The organism is Sphaerisporangium sp. NPDC004334, from assembly GCF_053602655.1.
This window is the reverse complement of sequence record NZ_JBSGDZ010000013.1, coordinates 159630-182173: the sequence shown is the minus strand read 5'-3', so window position 1 is coordinate 182173 and position 22544 is coordinate 159630. Positions and strand designations below refer to the sequence as shown.

General features: G+C 72.2%; 17 protein-coding genes and 1 pseudogene. 3 read left to right on the top strand and 15 right to left on the bottom strand.

All coding sequences use genetic code 11. The features are described 5' to 3' along the window. Positions 1–31: 31 nt before the first annotated feature. The 13 genes from ACWEN6_RS18790 to ACWEN6_RS18730 all read right to left on the bottom strand — a co-directional run bounded on the left by ACWEN6_RS18790 (position 32) and on the right by ACWEN6_RS18730 (position 15960). Complete coding sequence (locus ACWEN6_RS18790) at positions 32–208, bottom strand: hypothetical protein (RefSeq protein WP_452571333.1); 177 nt, start codon at positions 206–208, stop codon at positions 32–34. 41 nt (positions 209–249) lie between these two features. Next, the gene (locus ACWEN6_RS18785; protein WP_354919960.1) at positions 250–429 is read right to left on the bottom strand and encodes a hypothetical protein; all 180 of its coding nucleotides are present in this window, start codon (positions 427–429) and stop codon (positions 250–252) included. A 51-nt stretch (positions 430–480) separates the two neighbouring features. Beyond that, positions 481–663 (bottom strand): hypothetical protein, encoded by a 183-nt coding sequence (locus ACWEN6_RS18780; protein ID WP_354841138.1) that lies wholly within the window; start codon positions 661–663, stop codon positions 481–483. A 24-nt stretch (positions 664–687) separates the two neighbouring features. Further along, positions 688–858: a hypothetical protein gene (locus ACWEN6_RS18775; RefSeq protein WP_354919954.1), complete on the bottom strand. Its 171-nt coding sequence runs from the start codon at positions 856–858 to the stop codon at positions 688–690. A 30-nt stretch (positions 859–888) separates the two neighbouring features. After that, positions 889–1074: a hypothetical protein gene (locus ACWEN6_RS18770; protein ID WP_452571332.1), complete on the bottom strand. Its 186-nt coding sequence runs from the start codon at positions 1072–1074 to the stop codon at positions 889–891. A 92-nt stretch (positions 1075–1166) separates the two neighbouring features. Next, positions 1167–1349 (bottom strand): hypothetical protein, encoded by a 183-nt coding sequence (locus tag ACWEN6_RS18765; protein ID WP_354841130.1) that lies wholly within the window; start codon positions 1347–1349, stop codon positions 1167–1169. A 58-nt stretch (positions 1350–1407) separates the two neighbouring features. After that, on the bottom strand, positions 1408–3573 hold the full coding sequence (locus tag ACWEN6_RS18760; protein ID WP_452571331.1) for a peptidase domain-containing ABC transporter: 2166 nt from the start codon (positions 3571–3573) through the stop codon (positions 1408–1410). A gap of 175 nt (positions 3574–3748) precedes the next feature. Next, positions 3749–7063 (bottom strand): type 2 lanthipeptide synthetase LanM family protein, encoded by a 3315-nt coding sequence (locus tag ACWEN6_RS18755; RefSeq protein ID WP_452571330.1) that lies wholly within the window; start codon positions 7061–7063, stop codon positions 3749–3751. Between the two features lie 86 nt (positions 7064–7149). Next, entirely contained in the window at positions 7150–10113 is a 2964-nt protein-coding gene (locus tag ACWEN6_RS18750) for a helix-turn-helix transcriptional regulator (protein ID WP_452571329.1), read from the bottom strand. 41 nt (positions 10114–10154) lie between these two features. Continuing rightward, the gene (locus ACWEN6_RS18745; RefSeq protein ID WP_452571328.1) at positions 10155–10400 is read right to left on the bottom strand and encodes a hypothetical protein; all 246 of its coding nucleotides are present in this window, start codon (positions 10398–10400) and stop codon (positions 10155–10157) included. Further along, positions 10390–13596, bottom strand: a complete 3207-nt coding sequence (locus ACWEN6_RS18740; protein WP_452571424.1) for a type 2 lanthipeptide synthetase LanM family protein — start codon at positions 13594–13596, stop codon at positions 10390–10392. The genes ACWEN6_RS18745 and ACWEN6_RS18740 overlap by 11 nt, the downstream gene beginning before the upstream one ends. Positions 13597–13757: 161 nt before the next feature. After that, positions 13758–14798 carry a tyrosine-type recombinase/integrase gene (locus ACWEN6_RS18735; RefSeq protein WP_452571327.1) on the bottom strand — a complete coding sequence of 347 codons (1041 nt, stop codon included), beginning with the start codon at positions 14796–14798 and terminating at the stop codon, positions 13758–13760. A gap of 274 nt (positions 14799–15072) precedes the next feature. Further along, positions 15073–15960 carry a LysR family transcriptional regulator gene (locus tag ACWEN6_RS18730; protein WP_452571326.1) on the bottom strand — a complete coding sequence of 296 codons (888 nt, stop codon included), beginning with the start codon at positions 15958–15960 and terminating at the stop codon, positions 15073–15075. Between the two features lie 120 nt (positions 15961–16080). Between ACWEN6_RS18730 and ACWEN6_RS18725 the strand changes: the two genes are divergently transcribed. The 3 genes from ACWEN6_RS18725 to ACWEN6_RS18715 all read left to right on the top strand — a co-directional run bounded on the left by ACWEN6_RS18725 (position 16081) and on the right by ACWEN6_RS18715 (position 18865). Beyond that, positions 16081–16848 (top strand): SDR family oxidoreductase, encoded by a 768-nt coding sequence (locus tag ACWEN6_RS18725; protein ID WP_452571325.1) that lies wholly within the window; start codon positions 16081–16083, stop codon positions 16846–16848. A gap of 256 nt (positions 16849–17104) precedes the next feature. Beyond that, a complete protein-coding gene (locus ACWEN6_RS18720; protein ID WP_452571324.1) occupies positions 17105–18337 on the top strand; it encodes a serine hydrolase domain-containing protein in 1233 nt (410 codons plus the stop codon). Between the two features lie 120 nt (positions 18338–18457). Further along, on the top strand, positions 18458–18865 hold the full coding sequence (locus tag ACWEN6_RS18715) for a hypothetical protein (RefSeq protein WP_452571323.1): 408 nt from the start codon (positions 18458–18460) through the stop codon (positions 18863–18865). A gap of 404 nt (positions 18866–19269) precedes the next feature. On the opposite strand, the pseudogene ACWEN6_RS18710 reads toward ACWEN6_RS18715, so the two are convergent. Continuing rightward, a pseudogene (locus tag ACWEN6_RS18710) lies at positions 19270–22100 on the bottom strand (Tn3 family transposase). A gap of 222 nt (positions 22101–22322) precedes the next feature. Beyond that, positions 22323–22505, bottom strand: coding sequence for a hypothetical protein (locus ACWEN6_RS18705; protein WP_452571322.1), 183 nt, complete (start codon positions 22503–22505; stop codon positions 22323–22325). Positions 22506–22544: the final 39 nt, after the last annotated feature.

Genomic DNA, 22544 nt, shown 5'->3' with positions numbered 1-22544 from the left:
GCGGACCGGGCGGGATCGGCGCAGGGTCGGGTCAGATGCAGAAGCCCCAGGTCGGCTTGCAGCAGCCCCAGGTGAACGCGCCCTCGGTGGCGGGTTCCCGGCCGCCGACGATCCGCTCGTCCAGCGTGATCTCGCCGGCCGGGTGGTCGAGGCCGGCGACGCGGGCCTGCGGGTTCTTCCACTGACGGATCAGCTCGTTGTCGGGCATTTCATGACTCCTTCGATGACGAGGCCGAGATGCGGTGACGCCTACACGGGGCAGGAGAGAGTGCGGGTGGCGCAGCAGCCGATGCTGATGAAGAACTCGGTCTGCGGAGGCATCCCGCCGACCACCTCCTCCTGCAGGGCGATCTCGCCGGCCGGGTGGTCGAGGCCGGCGACGCGGGCCTGCGGGTTCTTCCACTGACGGATCAGCTCGTTGTCGGACATGAGGGAACTCCTTGTCGATGAATCGGTGGGGATGAACGGGGTGCGGGCCTGCTAGCAGAGGTCCACGGTGCAGCATTTGTGGGAGATCACCGGCGGCCAGGTCTCCTGCGGCATGCCGCCGACGACGTGCGCGAGGCCCTCGTCGACGTCGATCTCACCGGCCGGGTGCGCGATCCCCCTGGTGCGGACCCGGGGGTCCTTCCACTGACGGATCAGTTCGTCGTCGGACGACATCGCGCGACTCCTTCGGTACTCGGGTCAGCCGCAGTAGACGCCGGTGGGGCAGCAGCCCCAGGAGGCGATCGCCTCCGTCGCGGGCGGCATGCCGCCGACCAGCTCGTCCAGGCTGATCTCACCCGCGGGGTGGACCAGGTCACCGGTACGGGCCTGCGGGTTCTTCCACTGACGGATCAGCTCGTTGTCGGACATCTCATGACTCCTTCGGCTACGTCGTGGCGATCAGAAGCCGCCGGCGCAGAACGCGTCGGTGGGGCAGCAGCCCAGGGAGAAGGCGTACTCGGTCCTCGGAGGCTGGCCGCCGACCACGCGGGTGTCGTCCAGGGCGATCTCCCCGGCGGGGTGGACGAGGCCGGCGGTGCGGGCCTGCGGGTTCTTCCACTGACGGATCAGCTCGTTGTCGGACATGGTGTGTCTCCTTCGTTGAGTTTTCGGTGGAGGGGGACCCCGCCGGACGGTGCCGGCGGGACGGGCCCGCGGTACCGCGGGCCCGGGGCGGCTCAGATTCCGCCGCACCACAGACCGGTGGGGCAGCAGCCCAGGGAGGCGATCCACTCGGTCACCGGCGGCCGGCCGCCGACCACCTGCTCCTCGGTGAGGGCGATCTCGCCGGCCGGGTGGTCGAGGCCGGCGGTGCGGGCCTGCGGGTTCTTCCACTGACGGATCAGCTCGTTGTCGGACATGACGTACTCTCCTTGTCGTTGGTGTGTGTACGGGCGCGCCGGGGCCATCCGGCGCGCTTCACGCGTTCAGGGCCTCGACCCGCGGACGGGGCTCGGCGTCCAGTGCGAACAGCTCCCGGTAGGTCCCCTCTCGTGCGATGAGCTCCTCGTGCCTGCCGCGCTCGACGACGCGGCCGCGGTCGAGCACGAGGATCTGGTGGGCGTCGCGGATCGCGCTCAGGCGGTGCGAGATGACGATCCGCGTGACCTCGAGCCCGGACAGCGCCGCGTCGACGCGGCGTTCGGTCTCGGGGTCGAGGTGGCTGGTGGCCTCGTCGAGGATGAGCAGACGGGGCTTGTGGACCAGGGCGCGGGCCAGGGCGACCCGCTGCCGCTGCCCGGCGGACAGCGCGGCTCCGGCCTCGCCGACGAGCGTGCCGTATCCCATGGGCATGGCGACCACGTCGTCGTGCAGTCCGGCGATGCGGGCGGCGCGCACCACCTCCGCCTCGGTGGCGTCCTCCCGACCCAGGGTGAGGTTCTCCCTGATCGAGCCGTTGAAGAGGTTGAGGTCCTGCAGGACGGCGCCGCAGCGTGATCGCAGGTCGTGGACGTCCAGGTCGGAAAGGTCGTGCCCGCCGTGGCGCACCGTGCCCGCGGTGGGGCGCAGCAGGCCGAGGACCAGCAGGGCGATGGTGCTCTTGCCCGACCCCGTGCGGCCGACGATGCCGAGCTTGTCGCCGGGCTGGACGGCGAAGGCGAGGCCGGACAGGACCGGCGGGCCGTCGGACTGGTAGTGGAAGACCAGCCCCTCGACCTCGACGCCGCTGGGGGCGTCCGGAGCCAGGCGCACCTGACCGCTGGGCTCCTCGTCGGCGTCGACGATGTCGTACACCCGCTCGATCTGGCTGCGCAGCATCGGATAGCTCTGGCCGGCGCCGGCCAGCCCCTGGATCGGGGCCAGCACCGCGAGCGCCACCGTACTGGCGGCGAGCGCCGTGCCGATGGTCATGGACCCGTTCAGGACCAGCGCCAGCCCGGTGAGCAGCAGGAGCAGGGGGGCCGCGGTGGTGAGGGCCTGGTGCAGGGCCTCCAGGCCGGCGGTGATCCGGCCGCGGACGGCCAGGGCCGCGCGGTACCGGTCGAACAGGCCGGCCCAGTGCTGCTCGGCCCGCTCCTCCACCCCGTTGGCCTTGACCGGGATCACGGCCTCCAGCGTCTCGGTGAGATAGCTCTGCTCCTCGGCCTTGGCCGACAGCTCGCGCTGGTAGACCGCCGCCGTCCGCGGGGAGAGCCGCACCACCAGCAGCACGTGGACGCCGCCCAGCACGACGACGACCGGCACGTACCCGGGGGCGAGCACGGCCAGGCCGATCAGGTAGCCGGTGAGCAGCGCGGCGTCCAGCACCATCGTCAGCAGCCGCTGGGTGACGGTCTCGCGGGTGGTGGAGACGCTGCCGAGCCGGGCGAGCAGGTCGCCCCTGCGGCGCTGGATGAAGAACGACAGCGGCAGCCGCAGCATGTGGCGGATCAGCCGCCGCCCGAGCGTCGCCTCGGCCCGGACGCGCAGGCCGAGCACCACCAGCTCGCGCAGCAGGGTCATGGCGCCGGCCAGGACCGTGGTGCCGGCCACCACGATGGCGAACACGGGCAGGATGTCGGCCCGCCGGTCGGGGACGAAGGTGTCGACGACCTGCTGGGTGGCGATCGGGAGCACCAGTGCGAGCGTCTTCAGCACGACCGCGCAGGCCAGCACGACGCCGAGCAGGCCGCGGCTGCCGGGCAGCGCCACGAAGTCGCGCAGGTAGCGCAGCATGAGCCACTCGCGCATGGGCGTGCGCCGCCGCGTGAAGTCCGGTCCCGGCGTCACGCGGACCAGCACGCCGCCGTAGCGCCGGTCGAAGTCCTCCCTGCTCTGCCAGAGGCGGCCGGCTCCCGGGTCGGCGATGCGGACGCGCCGCGCGGTGACCCGTTCGACGACGACGAAGTGGTGGTCGGAGAGGTAGGCGATGACCGGCTCGTCGGTGCCGTCCAGGTGCGCCACCCGCTCGGTCCGCGCGTGCAGGCCCATGCGGGGGGCGGCGGCGATCAGGTGGGCGGCCGACACCCCGTCGCGGCCGATGCCGAGCAGTTCACGGCATTCGGCGACCTTGGTGTCGCGGCCGTGGAAGCTGGCGATCATGGCCAGGCAGGCCGCGGCGCATTCGGTCGAGGTGAGCTGGTGCCGCAGCGGAACCCTGGCCATCAGCGATCCCTCCCGACCGGCGATCCGCACGGCGTGCCGGCCATCGGCGCCCGCTCCCAGGGAGGGACCTCGTACAGCGGCCTGGTCATGACCGGTCCCTTTCGGCGCGGCACCCCGGAGGGCGACCCGGCCATCGGCGACCGCTCCCGGCGGGGCGCCTCGTACGGCGACCTGGTCATCGCTGGTCCTTTCCGGCGGGGGCCTCGAACAGGAGCACTGAGGGGATCTGGCCGGGCAGGGCGAGCCGGAGCAGCCCGTGCCCGATTCCGGCCAGCCCGTTCATCAGGCCGGGCGTGTGCGGGCCGGGTGCGCCGCAGCGCGGGCCGTGGCGCTCGAGGTCGTCGAGCACGCGAGCCGTGCGGGCCGTCAGGAGGCCGGCCACTTCCGGCCGGTCGCGGGTCCGGATCAGCAGTTCGAGGTTGCCCAGCTCGCCGTGGCAGAGGCTGTGGTTGGCCATGGGCCCGTGCGCCGCCTCGGCGGCCAGCGCGAGGCCGAGGTCGGCCCGCACCGGATCCACGCGCGCCGGATCGGCGGACACCCCGCCGGCGGACGTCAGGTCGGAGAACGCCCGGGAGGCGGAGGTCAGGTCGCCGGGCGCCCGGGAGGCGGGGGTCAGGACGGACGTCCGGGAGGCGGGGTTCAGGGCGGAGGTCCGGGACAGGCCGATGCCGGGGGCGCCGTGGCACCAGGCGTGGAGGGTGTCGTCGGGGCCCTGCCCCGTGCGGAAGTCGGGCCAGCCCCGCAGGTCCGGCCGGTAGTGCTCGCTCTCGTAGGCGAAGGCGGCCAGGGCTGTCTCTCGGGCGCGCGGGTCGCCGCCCGCCTCGGCGTAGCGGCACAGCGCCCAGCCGATGCCGGCCGCGCCGTGCGAGAACCCGGTCAGCGGCAGGTCACCGCACATGGGCGTCCGCCAGGCCATGCCCGCTCCGGTGGGGATCGCGGTGGTGAGCAGGCGCTCGGCGCACGCCTCCGCCGTCCGCCAGGCCGCGTCCGATCCGGTGGCCTGGTGGATCGCGAGCATCGTCGCCAGGGTGCCGGCGGCGCCGCCGATGACGTCCAGGACCTCGTCGTGGCCGGCCGCCTTGGCGCACGCCTCCACCAGGTCCTCCACCGGTCCCGCCAGGCCGGGCTCGCCGAGCAGGCCGGCCAGGTGCAGCAACGCGTACGCCACGCCGCCCAGCCCGGTGAACGCCCCCATGACGCCCTGATTCGGCGGGTCCTCCGCGAGCCGGGCGAGGGGGACGACCGCGCGGCGGGCCAGGCCGGCGTACCGCTCCCGGCCGGTGACGGCGGCGCACTGCGCCAGGAACAGCGCCACCCCCGTGTAGCCGCCGTACAGCTCCCAGGACAGCGGCCGGGGCATCCAGTACTTGTCCTCCACCAGGTCCAGCCCGAGCCAGTTGACCCGGCCGTCGTCGGCGCAGGCGTGCCGGTCGATCAGGTCGGCGATGTCCTGGGCGGCGGCGACCAGCCGGTCCCGGTCCGCCGGACCACCGCCGGCGGGCGCCGCGGACGCGACGCCGGTGACGACGCCGGTGACGACGCCGGCCAGGCCGGTGCGGTCGCGGGAGGCCATCGACGCGCGGATCACCCATTCCTGACGGCGCCGGTCGGCCTCGCCCATGCCCTGGATCTTGCGGACGGCGCGGCTAAGGCCGGACTCGGGCAGCACGCCGCGGAGCCGGACGCCGCCGGAGGTCCACAGGTCGCGGCCGCCGGGCCGGGTCGTGAAGATCGGGATGTCGCCGGCCCAGAGGTCCGCGGTCTCGTACTCGGTCATCCGCTCGCGGAGCGGGTCGCCGCCGGACAGCGCCCAGAGGTGGTCCAGGACGCGGTCACGGTCGAGGCCGTGACGCAGCACGTCCGGGTGGGTGGACTCCATCATCAGCTTGCCGTAGGTCCGGGTGGCGCGCGGGACGACCCGCACCTCGTCGTCGGCGAAGACGGCCAGCAGCCCGGTCAGGCCGGCGGCGTCCGCGACGATGGCCTCGTAGGCCCGCCCGAACCCGGCCAGGATGTCCTCGACATGGTCGGCGGGGTCGGCGGCGCCGGTCTCGTCGTCGCCGACGCGCGGGCGGTTGCCCACTCCCGGGAAGGTCGCGTGGTCGCGGACCAGCCGCATCTCGTCGGTGCCCTGGCCTGCCCACGCGGGGCTCTTGACGGGCATGGTGGCGTCCTTGTCGCCGCCCATCCCGGACAGGTCGATCACGCCGTTCTCGCCGAGCATCAGGTCCGGGAGCAGGCCGCTGCGGCTCACCGAGGCCTCCAGTGCCCGCGCCGCCGGGTCCGCCATCAGGCCGTCGAATCCGGCGCCCGGCACCACGGGGTGCAGCAGCGCCTCCAGGTCGACCAGCACGGGCTGGTCCCCGCAGGCGATCAGGTTCTCGCAGTGGAAGTCGGCGCCGTCCAGCGCGTGCAGCAGCGCGAGCAGCGCGCCGAGCCGGTGGTAGTAGCGGCCGACCTCCTCCTGGTCGCGGCACGGCAGGTGCGGTGCGAACTCCACCCAGCCGTACGCGCCGCGGTCCAGCACCGCCAGGCGGGTGAGGCCGAGGCCGGGGACGCGTTCGTTGAGCCGGCCCAGCGCGTCGTTGAAGTGGCGGTGGACGGACTGCGGGCGCGGCTTGTACACCACCCGCGCGCCGCCGTCGAAGCCCAGGACGCTCACCGACCGGCCGCCCTGGTGGGTGTCACCGCCGGCGGCGGCCGTGGTCAGCGGGCCGGGGTCGGCCCCGCCCAGCAGCGTGCGGACGATCTCGTCGCGGTCGGCCGCGAAGCGTGCGAGCATCTCGCCGCGGGTGGCGGCGAACCGGTCGGCGGTCTCGGCCAGCAGCCTGGCCAGCACCGGGTACTCCTCGCACAGCGCCGCCAGCGCCTCGGGCCGCCGGAAGTGCCGGACGAACCCGGCGAACCGCTCCTCGGGCGTCTCACCCGCCAGCCGCCGGGCGACGCGCATGACGTTGAGCTCCAGGACCAGCGTCCGCGCCGCCAGCGCGGCCAGCCGCTGCCGCAGCTCCCCACCCCAGCCCGCCAGCAGGGCCCCGGCTTCGACGGCCGGTCCGCATTCGGCCAGCGCGCCGGCCAAATGCCGCAGCGCGCCCTCGGCGAACGGCGCCACGACCGCCGTGAACCCCTCCCCGGCCGGCGCCGTGTCCGCGGCGGCGACCGCCTCGGCGGCCTGCCCGGCCCAGGCGGGACGGCCGGCGCGGCCCGCCAGCGCGGCGGGCTCCTCGTCGAGCAGCGCGGCCAGTTCCTCGACGCTCAGCCCGGCCGCGGCCAGCCGCCGCTCGAACCGCCCGTCGTCCAGCGGCCCGTGGGCGTCGCGCCACTCCCGCAGCCGCCAGCGCGCGGTCTCCCCCGTCGTCTCCGGTGGCCGGCCGGCGGGGAGGTGCCCGCCGGCCTGGTCCAGCCGCTCCGCCAGCGTCAGGCCGTCCGCCCACCACGCCGGGCCGAGCCCGGCGGGCGCCGCCCGCGACGTCTTTCCGTGTCCGCTCATGACAAGCACTGTGCCGATCCGCGGCGCGCGTCACATGCGGGCGGCGCCCCCAAATTCCCGGGGTCTCGTGGGGGCGCGGTGGGGGCTCACGGGGGCGTCATGGGGGCGTCGGCCGCGTCAGCCCGGCGCATGAGCTCGGCGGCGTGCTCGTACAGGGCGGCGCGGTCGGGCAGGCCCGTCTTGTGCAGCAGGCTCGCGACGTGCTTCTCCACCGTCCGGGGTGAGATGAACAGCCGCTTGCCGATGTCGACGTTGCCGCGCCGTTCGGCGAGCAGGGTCAGCACCTGGTACTCCCGAACGCTGACGCCCTGGCCGCGCAGCCGGCTCGGCACCTGCTCGCGTCCGGTGCGACGCTGCGACACCGCGGCCCCCGCCTGGCGCAACATGGCCCGGCAGGCCCCGGTGACGGCGGGGATGCCGGCCTGGTGGAAGTACTCCTCGGCGGTGCGCAGCCAGACCAGCGGCTCTCCCCAGCCGTCGGCCAGGGCGGCCTCGGCCACCAGCCGCAGCCCGAGGTTCCGGGCGAGCGGGAACGGCCGGCCGTTCTCCGCGGCCGCCGCGAACGCGGCGAGCGCGCCGTCCGCGTCGCCGTCGCGGCCCAGCAACACCGCGTCGGCCAGGTGGAGGAAGTGCCGGTTCCAGGCCAGCTCGGCGGCCGAGGTGGCGTCCGCGGCCCGCCATTCGGCGCGGCCCGCCCTCCCGGCCAGCACCTCCATGAGCACGCCGATGCCGTACCTGCCGGTCAGGTAGTAGACGGTGGGGTTGCGCTCCTCCCAGTCCCGAGCTTTGGCCAGCATCTCGGCGCACAGGTCGCGGTCCTCCTCCAGCAGGGCGCACGTGGCCTGGCACAGGCCGTGGACGACCGGCATGTGCAGGCTGTTCTCCCCTCCCCACCGGCGGAACCGCTCCAGCGCCAGCTCCATGTCCGCGCGCTTGGCCTGATGGGCGGCGAGCGTGGCCTGGGCGAGCAGAAGGTACTGGGTGTAGGCGGTGTGGCCGAGGCGGATGGTCGTCTCGACGCACGGCACGGCCAGCTCGTGGGCCTCGCCGTACTCGCCGCGCAGGACCGCCATCATCACCAGGGAGGCCTGGGCGGTGTGGACCAGGCTGATCGCGCCGGCCCGCTCCGCCGCCCTGCCGACCTCCTCCAGCCGGTCTCGTTCGCCGGTGCGCAGGGCGTGGTTGGCGGCCAGGCGCACCATCGCCCGCAGCTTCCACAGCCTCAGCCCGTGGGCGTCGGCGATGGTCAGCACCCGGGTCAGGCATCGGTCGGGCTCGTCGAACCCGCGGACCCGGGAGAACAGCGCCATCCGCTCCCACGCCTGGCAGGCCACCTCGGGGAGCGGGACGCGCTCGGCGACCTCGGCCGCCCGCCGCACGAGGGTCTCCGCGGCGGCCATCCGCTGGGGGCTCTGCTGCAGCACGCCGTGGTCGGGGACGATGAGCTGGGCCTCGATCACGTCGATGGCGGCGGCCCTGGCCTCGTCGGGGCCGATGTCGAGCAGCCTGCGGACCGCGGCGACGTGCGCGAGGCCGTCGGCGGTCTGGCCGATCTCGGCGGCCACCCACGCCAGCTTGGTGCGCAGGTCGATCTCGTGCGGGATGGTCATCGCCAGGTCGCCGGTGATCGGCAGGTCCTTGGCGAGCGCGTAGGCGCGGTCGGCCTCCCCGCTCTCGGTCAGCGCGTGCAACAACCCCTGGATGGCGCTCGCCCGCAGGTCGGCGGGGGCGGAGCCGAGCATGCCGTAGGCGCGGTCCAGCAACGTGACGGCGAGGTCGGCGGCGCCGTCGCCCAGCAGGCGGCGACCGGCGTCGGCCAGCAGACCGGCCGCGCCGAGCGCGTCCCCCGCGCTCAGGCGCAGGGTGGCCGCCATCTGGCACCACTCCCCGGGCAGCCCGGGGTGCAGGCGCTCCAGCGCGTCGGCCGCGCTGCGCGCGATCAGCTTGCGCTCGGCCGGGATCAGCGCGGACAGCAGGGCCTCGGCCATCAGGGCGTGGCGGAAGGCGTACCAGTCGCTGGCGGAGTCGTCCGGTGTGATGAGCCGCGCGTCGGTCGCCGACCGCAGGAAGGCCATGACCTCGCGGTCGTCCAGGCCGGCGACCTCCTGGATCACCGGGACCGGGAAGCGGGAGCCGAAGATCGCCGCCGTGTGCAGCAGATCCCGGGCCGAGGGACCCAGGTGCGCGGCGCGCAGGGTGATGCTACGGACGAGCGTGGTCGGCACGTCGATCGCTGGGTCGCCGTTCAGCCGCCAGCGCCGGCCGTCGCGCTCCAGGGCGCCGACGCCGGCCATCGCGGCGAGCAGTTCCTCGACGATGAACGGGACGCCCGCGGTGTCACGTTCCAAACGGCCGACCAACTGGCGGGGCAGGTCCTCCGGCGAGACGTCCAGGCAGGCGGCCGTCAGGCGTGCGAGCTGGTCGGGCGGCAGCGGCGCCAGGTCGATGAGGCCCGCGGTGCGCCGCAGGTGGCACGACTCCGCGACGGCGCGGGCGGGTCCCGCGTGGCTGCGCAGGTTGGCCAGCAGGAGGGCGGGCGTCTCGGCGAGGTTGTCGGCCAGGTACTCCACGACGGCGAGCGTGTCGGCGTCCGCCTCGTGCAGGTCCTCAAGGATGAGCAGGCAGCCGCCGTCCCGCCCGATCACCGCCAGCAGGCGCAGGATGGCCTCGGCCAGGACCACCACCGACTCCAGGTGGCCGGCGATCCCCGCCCGCCGCCACTCCGGGACCAGCCGGGTCAGCGCCGGCAGGTAGGGCGCCAGCGCGGGGTCGTCGGGCGGGGGGTTGGTCCTGCTGTAGGAGAGCAGCGCCTCGCATAACGGTTTGAACGGGATGTCCGCGCTGACATTGCCACCGCGTCCCCGTAACACGGTCATTCCAGCGTCGAATGCCCGGTACGCGCATTCGGCGGAAAGGCGGGACTTGCCTATCCCGGGGTCGCCGAGCAGAAAGACCGCGCCGCCGCGCCCTTGACGGGCGGCGGACAGGCGCCGGTCGAGTTGTTCGGTTTCGCGCTCACGCCCGACCAGAATGGGGGAGGTGAATGACATGACGACAGATTATCTGCCGCCATGTCACGAAATATGGGCTTTTAGCAGGTGCTGATGGTGACGGGAAGGACGGTGTCGTCCCCGCCGGCGGCCAGCACGACGCCCGCCGCCGTGTCGGGCGAGCCCAGCACGAGCGTCGTCCCGGCCGTCAGCCCGGCCAGCACCAGAGCGCGGGTCACCGGGGAGACCCCGGCCAGCCTGATCATGATCGAGCCGGCCGGACGGCCCACCCGCTCCTGCCAGGACGAGGCCGGCCCCCCGGCGGTCTCACGGTCGTCACATTCCACGGATCTCTCCTTCATCAGCGGGCCGCAGCAGCAGCACCGACGTCGTTGTTTCCGGAAGGGCCAGCCTGAGCAGTCCATGGCCGATGCCGGCCAGGCCGTCGAGCAGGCCCGGGGTCGGAGCGTGGCGGGGAGTGCCGCACCGCGCTCCATGAGTGTCCAGCGAGGCCAGCAACCTGCCGGCGTCCCGGCGCAGCTCACGCCGCGCCGAAACGTCTCCCCGCCGCGCCGGCGCACTCAACGCCTCCAACCGCCCCGTCTCGCCATGGCACAGACCATGGCCGCCCAGCGTCCTCCCGGCCGACCTTGAGGGGCCGCCCGCCGGAACGCCGGCGCCTGTGTGCCCGCCCGGCGAGACCCCCGCGCCCATGAGGGATGGGGAGCCGCCCGCGAGAGCGGCATCCGCCGGGATGTCCGGGGTGTCGGCGGTGTCCGCCAGGGCGAGGCGCACTCCCGCCGCGCCGTGGCACCAGGTGTTCTCTTCGGGCGCCCGTGCCCGGGCGTCCGCGAGCAGGCGAGCCCCCACCTTGCCCCCCACATCGCCGCGCCCGTATTTGGCCAGCGCCCATCCGACACCGGCGGCGCCGAAGGCGAACCCCGGCGGCAGATCCGCCGAGGGCGCCGCCGAGGTCAGGCGCTCGGCGCACGCCGCCGCCACGCGGCCGGCCGGCGCCGAACCCGTGGTCTGCCGGACGGCGAGCATCGCGGCCAGGCATCCCGCCAGGCCGTCGTGGACGTCCAGCGGCGCCTCGTCGGTGACCGCCGCACCAGCGGCCTCCACCGCGGGCGCGACCCAGCTCGTCACCTCGGAGTCGCCCAGCAGGAGGCCGAGCTGTGACAGGCCGAACGCGATGCCGCCGAGCCCGCCGAAACCGCCGCACCCCACCGCCCGGAGCAGCTCCGGGTTCGCGCCGATCTGCTCCAGCAGCCCCGGGATGGGACGCACCGCCATCCGGGCGACGTCCATGTAGCGGGAGATCCCGGTCGCGCGGCTCGCCTGGGCCAGGAACAGCGCGACGCCGAGGTAACCGCCGGCCAGCCCGCCGCCCAGCGGCATGACCATCCAGCGGCCGTCTTCGACGGGCTCCAGGCCGAGCCAGTTCACCGTGCCGCCGTCGCGGTGGGCGGTCGCGCACAGGCGGTCCGCGATGCCGCGCGCCGCGGCGACGAGCGCCTCAGGATGGGGCACCATCGCCTGGGACGGCGCCCCCGGCGACTCCCCCGGCGCGTGCCGCCCACCGGCCCCCCGGCTCCCCCGCCCCTGCCGCCCGTGAGCCATGCCCTCCGCGGACGCTCGTCGCGCGTGAGCCATGCCCTCCTCGGACGCTCGTCGCGCGTGAGCCATGCCCTCCTCGGACGCTCGTCGCGCGTGAGCCGTGCCGTCCCCCGGTGCCCGCCGTGTGGTGGACGCCTCGTCCCCCGGCTCCGGCGATCCGCCGGTCGTCCCGTCCGCCGGCTCGCGTGGTCCGGCGGCCGACCGGGCCGCCATCGAGGCCTGGATGAGCCATTCCTGGTTCTCCCGGTCGGCCGTGCCGAGCCGGGACAGCTTGGCGGCCACGGTGTCCAGCCCGCACTCCGCCGGCCGCCACGACAACGGTCTGCCCCGGCTGTCGCGGATCTCCGGCGAACCCGGGACCGCGCTGAAGTAGGGGATGTCCCCCGCCCACAGGTCGGCCCGCTCGGACGGCACCGCCGCCGTCCGCGCCGGGTCGCCGGCGGACACGGCCTCCAGCAGGCCGAACACCTCGTCCCTGTCGGCGGCCGTCCTGACCACGTCCGGGTGGGTCGACTCGATCATCAGTTCCCCGTAGAACCGCGTCGGCCGCAGCAGCACGCGCACCTGGGCCCGGCCGAACCGCGACAGCGGCCCGCGGAGCAGATCGTCGCGCCCGGCCGCGATGGCGTCGTAGGCCCGGCGGAATCCGGCGAGCAGGCTCGGCACGTGGTCGGCCGGGTCGGCGTCCACCCCGTCCAGACGGGGACGGTTGGCCGCCCCGGCGAATCGGGCGACGCCGCGCACCAGCCGCATGGTGTCGGTCCCGGCCTCCTCCCACTGGGCGGCCAGGAAGGGGTACACCTCGTCCTTGTCGCCGCCCAGCCCGGAGATGTCCAGGGCGCCGAGCTCGCCGACCATCAGCTTCGGCAGCAGGGCGGTGCGCTGCACCGAGTCCCGCAGCGCGTGCAGCGCCGGATCGGCGGACGCCTCGACCGGCAGCGCCGGATGGAACAGCGTCTCGACGTCGACCAGCACCGGCTGCCCTCCGCAGGCGATGAGGTTCTCGTAGTGGACGTCCACGGCGTTCAGCGCGTACAGCAGGGCCAGCAGCGCGCCGGCCCGCACGTAGAACCGCTCTACCTCGGCGGCGTCGGCGCACGGCTCGGCGGGCACGAACTCGGTCCAGCCGTAGCCGTCCCGGCGCGCCACCCGCGGCGTGCGCAGGCCGAGGCCGGGCACGCGTTCGTTGAGCCAGCCGGCCACCTCGCCGAAACAGACGTGCGCCTCGACCGGCCGCGGACGGTAGACGACCTTCGCTCCGCCGGCCAGCGTCACCAGGGCGACCGCGCGACCGCCGACATGGCGGTCGCCCGCCGCGGAGAACTCCACAAGTCCGCCCGGATCGGCGTCCAGGAGGTCCCGCAGGTGCGCGCGGTCCGCGGTGAAGCGGGTCAGCAGTTCCAGCCCGCTCTCCACCGCCTGGTCGGCGGCCTGGTCCAGCAGGCGGGCCAGCACGGGGTAGTCCTTCAGCAGTGCCGCCAGCCCGTCCCCGGTGCCCACCTGGCGCACGAAGCCGGCGAACCGCTCGGCCGGCGTGCCGCCCGCAAGCCGCCCCCCGGCCCGCCGCGCGTTCAGCTCGTGCACGAGGACGCGGGCCGCGATGCGCGTCAGCGCGGCCGTCAGGTCGGCCGCGAACCGTTCGCGGATCGAGGCGAGGACGAGTCCGGCGCCATCGGCGCTTCGGCCGCCCTTGCCGCCCTTGATGCCCTCGATGCCCTCGATGCGCGATCCGCCGGCCACCAGTCGGTCCGCCGCGCGGCGGACGAGCGGCTGTACGGCGTCGGACAGGCTCGCGGCCGGCCTGGTGGAGCCGCCCGGTACGCGGGCGACGGCCTCCGGCGCCGGGGGAGCCGAGGGAGCGGGAGGCGTCTGCCCGTGAACCACGGTGCGGGTCCGGGGCGGCGCGGCGACGGACGGGCTCATAGGGGTCACAGCGCCCGAGTATCGCTTCCCCGCCCGGCACCCGACATGGGGGCGAAGCCCCCATATTCTGCGTTCCGCCTCCTGCGCCCCCGGCCCCGCACCACTCGCGCCCTGACACGGCCCGGAACTCCTATAGCTGCGGCGAGCCGCCACTCGGTTGACTAGTGAGTACGGCGACGAGGCGCCAGAACCTCGGTGACCTTGGCGATGGCTTCGGCGCCGGGTTTGACGTAGCGCATGGAGGTGCGGGGGTTTTTGTGGCGGGTCTTGCCCATGATGAGCTGCAGCGGGACCTCGGCCTCGCCGAGGTGGGTGGCGGCGCTGTGGCGCAGCTGGTGCAGGTCGAGGTCGGCGTACTTGTCCAGCAGGACGCGGGCACGGTCATAGCCGAGGCGGGCGCGGCCAGTGTGCGGGCAGATGTCGGCGGCCGCAGGGCGGCGGGCCGGCACAGGGCGCCGCTCGGATAGGAACAGCGGGCCGTGGGTGCGTGAGGTGCCGTCCGGGAGCCGGAGCAGTCGAGGCAGCAGATGAGCGGTCCCGCTGTCCCAGTAAACCCATTCGATGGCGCCGCCCTTGGAGCGGACGGGGGCGCGCCGATGCTCCAGGTCGAGGTCCTCGACGTTGAGCGCCAAAATCTCGGCGGCCCGGGCGGCCGTTTCGTAGAGCATCCGCCAGAGCGTCCTCTCGCGCAAGGGGATGTCGCGGCGCGACAGCAGCCGGTGGATCGTGGTCTTGGCGACCGCGCGGGTTTCGTCGACGGTTTCCTTGCGGCGTTCAATGTCGGCCGGGACCGCGGGTGCGGCCCAGTGCTTCTTGGTGCGGGACCAGGTCAGCCATGAGGCGACGGCGGCGCGGTTGCGGTTCCACGTCGCCGGCGAGCTCGCGCCCCACAGCTCGGCAAGCGCGGTGCCGATCTCGGCGTCGGCAATCTCGGCGAGCGGCCGGTCGCGGCCAAGCAGGTCGATGGTGCGGTCGATGGCCGAGGCGTAGGCGCGGTGGGTGTTGGGGTTGGCCGTGCGCGGAGTGGCCAGGAAGGCGTCCGCGGCCGCGGCGAGCGTGACGTGCCCGCCGCGCAAGACAGCGACCTTCGGCGCCGCGCTCACGCCGACCGCCGGGCGAGGGCGGTGCCCGGCATGATGTACCGGATAACGTGCCGGAGTCGCGCAGTAGCCGGGTAGGTGGATCGCCTGCTCGGCGGCCACCGATGATCGCTCATGTACGTGATAATAGACTGTTATCACGTACATGAGCGCGGGTCTCCGCCAGCGGTATCAGCGCCACCCAGGCGATGTGCCGATGGCCGATCTGACCCGCCTCGACGCGATACAGCGCGGTCCGGCGAACATGGTCGCCACGATGAACAGTCCCTGCCACGACCCGGGATGACTTTGGTCGACGACCGGCAGCCCGGAGACACCACCGGACGCGGAGCTCCTCAACATGCGCGGCCAATGCGACGTGCTCAGGATGCGCGGCTCAGATGGCGAGGGTGCTGATGTCGGCGGCGACCCGGGCGAGGGCCCGGATGAGGTCGTTCTCGGCCTCGCTTCGCCACACCAGGGCATACGGCAGGGCGTCGATGTCGCTGACGGGCAGGTAGGCGATGTCGGGCCGGTTCCAGAAGCGCGTCATGTGGGCGGGGAAGAGGTTGACGAGGTCCCCGGTGCTGGCCAGGGCGAGGATCTCCTCCGTGTTGTGTACCAACAAGCCGCGTTCGATCCGGTGGCCCTTGCGGGTGTGGGACGGGATGAAGCTGTCGGCCCAGTAGTCCGGTCTTGACGGGGCGTCGGTGTGCTGGAAGTCGGCGAGCATCTCCAGTGAGACGGAGGTGCGCCGGGTGAGTTCGTGGTCGGTGGACACGGCCACCACCCGCGGGTCGGCGAACAGGACCGGGCCCACCGTCAGGTCGGGTTCTTCGACCGGCAGCCAGCAGATCAGGATGTCGAGGTCGCCACGGCGCAACCCGGCGAACGGGTCGACGAAGGAGGCGTGCTGGATCTGCAGCTTCCACTGCGGGTGGCGGGTGCGGAAGGTGTCCCAGTAGGGGCGCAGGTCGTAGGCGTTGATAGAGAGCATGCCGACGCGCAGCACGGCGGTGATGCCTTGGGCGGCGAGCTTGGCGCGGCGCATGCCGTCCTGCAGCCCGGTGTAGACGGGCCAGAGGTCGTCACGGAACTGTCGGCCGAGCGGGGTCAGCCGGACCGTGCGGTTGGTGCGATCGAACAGCGGGGCACCGATCTGGCGTTCCTGCTTCTTGATGGCCTGGGTGATGCGGGCGGGGGTGACGCGCAGCCGTTCGGCGGTCCGGCCGAAATGCAGCTCTTCGGCCAGGGTCAGGAAGATCTCGATGTCGCGAAGTTCCACGATCCTCCTTCGCGTTAACCCGGCGGTTAATGCCGCATTGCGTGGGTTGTCGTTGTTTCAGGCGGTTGTTCGCGCTGATCCTAGTGGCGGGAAGAATCACATGACTTCTGAGGTGACGAGATGCCTTTGCTGGGCAAGACGGCGCTGGTGACCGGGGCCTCGCGCGGGGTCGGGCGGGCGATTGCGCGGCGGCTGGCGGCCGACGGGGCGCTGGTGGCCGTGCACTACGGCAGCAACGAGGCGGCCGCCCGGGAGACCGTGCACCTGATCGACAAAGACGGCGGCCGGGCCTTCCCGATCCGGGCCGAACTGGGCGTGGCCGGGGATGTGGACACCCTGTTCACCGCCCTTGAGGTGGGCCTGCTCGCGCGGGCCGGCCAGGTACGGCTGGACATCCTGGTCAACAACGCCGCCATCACCGCCGACTCGATCGAGACGATCACGCCGGAGGCGTTCGACCGGCTGATCGCGGTCAACACCAAGGCGCCGCTGTTCATCATCCAGCGGGCTTTGCCCCTGCTGAACGACGGTGGCCGCATCATCAACCTGTCCACGGCGGCGACCAGGATCGCGATGCCCGAGCAGCCGTACGCGATGAGCAAGGCCGCCATCGAGGTGCTCAGCCGCTCCCTGGCCCAGGTGGTCGGCGGGCGGGGCATCACGGTCAACGCCGTGGCGCCCGGCCCGACGGTCACCGACATGAACCCATGGATGCTCGACAACCCCGAGATCCAGCAGATGGTGGGCAAAGGCAACGCCATCCCCCGGCCCGGCCGCCCCGCCGACATCGCCGACGTGGTGGCCTTCCTGGCCTCCGAGACGGGCCGATGGGTGACCGGGCAGATCATCGACGCCTCCGGCGGCTGCTTCCTCGGCCCCCGGATCTGAGCTGGCAGCAGCGCCGGCCGCTGTACACCGGGCAACGCCATCGCCCTGCGGCGGTCGTGTCAGCGGCGGCGACGGCCCGGTATCAAAGCGGTCGGCCACGGTGGATGCCATGAACGGTCCAGCGCTCACGGCCTCGGGTCGCGAACCGGGCCACGCCGAGTTCATCCCCGGCCCTCGCGCGTCGCGCACGGATGCCCATGAGCGCCGCACCAGGGCGGGGTTTCGCAAGATCCAACACTGTAGGTAAAGGAGATTCATGATGGGAACCGGCAACAGCGGCTTCTCCGCCACCGGCCTGCGCAGACTGCGTGAGGTGCTGGCGCGGCATGTCGATTCGGGGAAGATCCCCGGAGTCGTGGCCCTGGTCAGCCGGAGCGGCCAGACGCACGTCGAAGCGCTCGGCACGATGCAGCATGACGGTGGCGCGCCGATGCGCCGCGACACCATCTTCCGGATGGCCTCCACGTCCAAGCCGGTGTCGATCGCCGCAGCGATGGTGCTGCTGGATGAGTGCCGGCTGCGGCTGGACGACGTGGTGGACCCGTGGCTGCCCGAACTGGCCGACCGGCGGGTGCTGACGCGGCCCGACGCCCCGCTGGACGACACCGTGCCGGCGCGGCGGCCGATCACCGTACGGGACGTGCTGACCTCCACCTTCGGGCTCGGCATGGACTTCACCGCGCTGGGCACTCCGATCATGAATGCGATCTTCGAGCAAGAGCTCACGCCCAACCTGCCGGTGGAGGTGCCTGAGCCAGACGAGTGGATGCGCCGCCTGGGCGCGCTGCCGCTGCAGTACCAGCCCGGCGAGCGCTGGCAGTACCACCTCAGCAACGACCTGGCCGGTGTGCTGGTGGCCCGGGTCACCGGCCAGTCGTTCGAGGAGTTCCTGCGCGAGCGCATCTTCGAGCCCCTCGGTATGACCGACACCGGCTTCCACGTGCCCGCCGACCAGATCGACCGGCTGCCCATCCTGTACGCGCCCGACCCCCAGACCGGCGAGTTCCTCACCTGGGACGAGCCCAAGGGCGGACGGTGGAGCCGGCCGCCGGCGTTCCAGGGCGGCGGCGGCGGACTGGTCTCCACCGCCGACGACTACCACGCCTACTTCCAGATGCTGCTCAACGGCGGCACCCACCAGGGCAAGCGCATCCTGTCCCGGCCCGCCGTCGAGCTGATGACCACCAACCGCCTCACCCCCGAACAGAACGCCCCCCGCACCGCCATGGCCACCGACAATGTCCACATCTCCTTCGGCCAAGGCCAGCAGGGCGGCTGCGGCTTCGGCATGGCGGTGCGCACCTACCGCGCCGACTACGCCCCCATCGGCCAGTTCGGCTGGGACGGCGGCAGCGGCACCTCGGCCTACGCCGACCCGTCCAACCAGCTCACCGGCATCCTGCTCTGCCAGCTCGGCTACACCGTGCCGAGCCCGGCGCACCTGATGAACGACTTCTGGACCACCCTCTACCAGGCGCTCGACGACTGACGCCAAGCCCACGCCGGCGGCCCCGGCCCAGCATTGAGATACCCCTGGCACCACCAGGACCGCATTCCACCCTTCATCCGTTCCATCGAACTTCAGAACACATTCAAGGAGCACACGATCATGTCCGTCACCCTGACCGACCAGGACAAGCTCACCCTGCGCACCGCCGCCTACGGCGCCGTCGCGCTGATGTCCGCCGCCGATGCCGCCGGCAAGCCCCACAAGTCCGCCACCGACGGCTCCATCGCCCTGTCCTCCGCCACCGGGCTGGTCGGGCACGTGCTCGCCACGTATCCCAAGGACATGAATCTGGACAGCAAGTCGGTAGCCGCGATCGCCGACCAGGTGCTGCCGGCCCTGACGGCGGCCATGGCCCTGCTCAAGGAGCAGGCTCCGGCAGAGGCCGACAACTTCCGCCGCACCGTCATCGTCGCCGTCGAAGCAGCCGCCCGCACCCACCAGGGCCAGCCCAGCCCCACCGTGGCGGACATGACCCGAAAGATCACCGAAGCGCTCGACGCCGCTTGACGGAGATGTCGGCAGGCACCTCCCAGCTACCGCTGGGAGGCGCCTGCGCCGGGCGCAGGCACCTCCTGAGATCAACCACCTACGCATCTCCCTGCGCCGAGCGCGGCGCAGGACCCCGTCAGGGCGTCAACCCCAGCTCGCGCAGTTGCCTCATTGTCCGTCGGCACCTCGGAGAAGTCCCCGCCGTGCTTGGCCGCGAAAGGGCCGAGCACGGGCGCAACCGGCCGATGCGGGCCGCAGCATCAGGCCCGATCGCCAGCAGCCGGTCGTACCAAGATCCGACCCAATCCTCCCCGGAGCCCGGGGTGCTGCCACAACCAGCGCGCGGACCCGCCGAAGATCCGCTCACGCCGCAGTGAGGTCGAGCTGGGTTTCCATGTCCAAACGGAACCGGCCGTAGGGGTTCACGTGAGCCCAGAAGAGAGGGCTGAGCGCTCGCCGGTCTTCCTGCGTGAGTTTGCCGGCCCACTGCGGATCTCGCAGGACGGCTTGCAGGAGCGGGTATTGATGAACACCAATGAGGACTGGAGCAGGTGCAGGGTGAGCATTGAGACCTCGGCGTGCTCGCGGTCGGCGCCAGTCAGGACTCCTTCGCGCCCGTAGAAGATCTTGTCGTTGGCGCTGTTCCAGTTCTCCACGACTTGTAGTCCGCTGTTGATCTCCCGGCGCAGCTGTTCGTCGGCGAGATAGTCGCAGGCGAAGATCGTGCGCACGACCCGGCCGAGTTCCTCCAGGGCCAGGTAGACCGGATGCTTGGGCCCGTTGCCCTTCATGAAACGGCGCAGCACCTGCTCGGTTTCGGCCGTGCGCAGCCGTAGCGCGGTCGCGTACTTGATCATCTGGTCGTAGTTGCGGGCGATGAGGTCCCAGTCGATCGGCCGCTTCTTGAGAATCTTGTCCACTTTCGGCCATACGGTCTGGGCGGCGTCGGGGCTGTACAGCTCGATCGCGCCGATGTTCTTCATCCGGGGCAGCAGCTTGAACCCCAGCAGTTCGGTGAACGCGAACCCGACCGTTGTCGCGCCGTGGGTGTCGGTGTAGTTGGCTTCGACCTCGGCGTTGGTGCAGTGCCGCAGCAGGCCCTCGATCATCGCCGCGACCTCGGAGGAGGAACACGACTTGAGCTGGGAGTAGATGCAGAGTCGGCCCTTGTCGACGTGCCAGTAGATCATGACGCCGTAACCGCCGTACCGGGCGTGGAACTCCGTCATCAGATTGGAGTCCCAGGAGGCGAACCGCTTGGAGTCCGACGCGGTGCTGGTCGCCTCGCCCCACCAGCGCGCATCGCGGGCCTCCAGGGTGGCGTTGACCACCGCGACGATCGCCGCCCGCAGGTTCTCCCGGGTGACGTAGGTCGCGCGTACGTGCCGCAGCGCGGCCTCGTCCTGGCCGTGGTCGCCGGTCGCGGCCATCTGCCGGATCCCCATGTTCGTGCCCAATGCGAACAGCACGAGCAGGAGCCGGCGGTTCAGCGTCTGTTTGTCCAAGACCTCGCGGGTGGCCACCGAGGTGAAGGCGTCGGGGAAGTCGGTGATGAAGGCGGTGTCCTTGAGAATGTCGAGCAGGTCGATGGTGCCCCACCGGCGCTGGACCTCGGCCTTCAGCTTGCCGAGGTTTCTCGGCTCGGGCAGCTTGTCGAGTTCGGGGACGCTCACCCATGGTTTGCCGCCCCGGGTGATGATCCGCACTCCGCCGGTGCTGCCGATGGCCAGGCCGGTGTTCAGCTTGTTTAGGGCGGCCCGCATCCGCGTCTTCAGGTCAGCGATGAACTCCGTCGCATCCAGCGGTTTGGCCAGCGCCGCATAGTGCACGTCCCGGTTGTCCTCGAAGTCGCCGGGCAGGTCCTCATCGGGGTCGCGCCATCGACCAGCGCCCTCGACATAGACCTCGCGGCGGCGGAGCGCGTCCTTCAACGCGATCAGCACGCACAGCTCGTACGGGATCCGCTCAACCCGACCACTGCCGGCGTCGACCACGCCGTCCAGCCACGCCTTGGGCACCACCCCGTCGATCGGCACCGTCTCGGCCGCCGCATAGTGCCGCTGGTCGGAATCGACGCCTGCGTAACGGGCCAGCAGATCGATCGCGTCCATCACCGGCCGGTAGGCGGTGTTGTGGCACTTGAACTCCAGCGCGGCCAGCAGCGGCGCCAGCATCCGCCGGTAATAGTGCGAGTAGGAGCCGCGCAACTGGTAGCGGACCCGCTCGGCGACCACGCGTTCAGTGGCCATCAGCTCCTTGGCCAGCGCCCGCAGCGTCTTCTCTCCGCCCGGCACCGCAGGGAAGACCACCTGCCGGACGGTCTCATCGGGCTTGTTCAGCGCGGCGTTCACCATCTTGGTGAAGATGCCGCGCTTGCCGGGCACCGCGGCGAGCTGCCCGATCAGTTCCTTCTCCACCCGCCGCTCGGCGCGTGCGTTGATCCGGTGGATCAACCCGATCAGCAACTCGACCAGCCCGTCGACGAGCTCGGCCTGCCGGGTCCAGCCCAACGCCGCCAGCAGCGTGTAGCGCACCGGCGGCCGGCATGCCGCGAAGTCCGAGGGATACATCCGCATCGCCCGGCCCCGCCACGCCGCGACGATCTGATCGGAAGTCTCGGTGAACACCGCCTCACTGAGCCCCAGGGAACGAGCTGTCGCCAGCTTCCCGATCTCCGTCAGCAGCGTGTCCAACCCCAGCGGCCCGGGGTCGGACTTCAGCTCGGCCAGCACGTGCGGCCGCCCCAGCAACTCCTCCACACGAGCACATACCGTCGCCCCGAGCCGCGCCATCACCTGCTCGGCGAAGGCCTCCTCGAAACGGCGGCATGCGGAATTGACCACCCGTTCCACCTGTCCGCTGGTCGGCGGCTCGATGCTCGTGCTACGGCACCGCTCCCGCATCGCCTCGGCCAAGCGATCCCGGTTCGTCTCGATCGGGCATACCTTGTCGGCCAGCCACTGGGCCAGCCGCTCCTCATCATCCTCAGTCGCCGAGTGGGTGCCGAATCTCTTACGGATCTGCGCCCGGTGGCGCTCGATCGTCCGGCCCCGCCAGGAGTACTTCGCGAACAACCCCGCCTCGACCTTCACCAGCGACGCCACATACTCCACCGCGGCGGGGGGCATCCCTCGGGATAGGAGGGAAACCGGCCCTCAATCTCGTAAAACTTCAAGGTCAAAGCGAAACCGAGCCTGCCGGCACCCACCTTTTCGCCGACCAGGTCCCAATCGTCCTCGACCAGCGTCCACACGCTGATCAGCTCATCCTGCTCCCATTCGGCACGCACCACGGAACTCCTCTCCGACCGATGCCATGAACGGCCCGATCAGAGTCGAGAAGACCGAGGTGGTTACCGAAAGGTATGCACTACTTGAGATCGCTACGTACTGAAACCGATAGCTAACTCCGCGCATATCGCACGAGCGATCTGCGGGACTCGTTGGGGTGGCGGCTCGCCGTAGCTATAGGAGGTCTAGGCCGACACGGTGCGTGTCAGGTCCCCGGCCGTCCCGCGCAGTGCCCGCCGTCCCGCGCAGTGCCCGCCGGGGTGCGCGCGGCCGAAGCGGTCCGTCGTCTCCGTACCGGCTTGGATGGTCGGACGCATCTGCCGGGCCGCCGCGACCTCCAAGCGGTACTTCTCCACAGATCTGAACAAAAGCGCATGATCAATGCGTTTGGTGATTATCAGCGGCAT